The sequence below is a fragment of the Chromohalobacter sp. HP20-39 genome, assembly GCF_033052815.1.
Taxonomy (GTDB): Bacteria; Pseudomonadota; Gammaproteobacteria; order Pseudomonadales; family Halomonadaceae; genus Chromohalobacter.
Genome location: NZ_JAWHTP010000770.1, coordinates 1 through 264, shown reverse-complemented (window position 1 = coordinate 264; position 264 = coordinate 1). Strand labels below are relative to the sequence as shown.

General features: G+C 54.2%; 1 protein-coding gene. It reads right to left on the bottom strand.

Annotation, left to right across the window (positions count from 1 at the left end; translation table 11 throughout):
• The coding region (locus RVY79_RS20035) for a LysR family transcriptional regulator (protein ID WP_317466332.1) at positions 1-177 on the bottom strand (177 nt) is incomplete at its 3' end.
• Positions 178-264: the final 87 nt, after the last annotated feature.

Genomic DNA, 264 nt, shown 5'->3' with positions numbered 1-264 from the left:
CGTCAGCTTGCGCGAGCTACGGTTGACGAGCCGCTCCCCCAGTCGCTTCTCCAAGGCCGCAATACGCCGCGACACAGTGGATTTGGGCAGTCGCAAGCGGTCAGCTGCGCGGCTGAAGCTGCCGACTTCAGCGACGCGAGCAAACAGCAGGAGGTCGTTTGCGTCGAGGTCGATCATAGAGAGATGTTCTAAATTCTTCGTTCCATCTTAGCAACGAAGATGTGAAATTTTCGATCTACCGTTGCTGTATTGCATTTTTTAGAC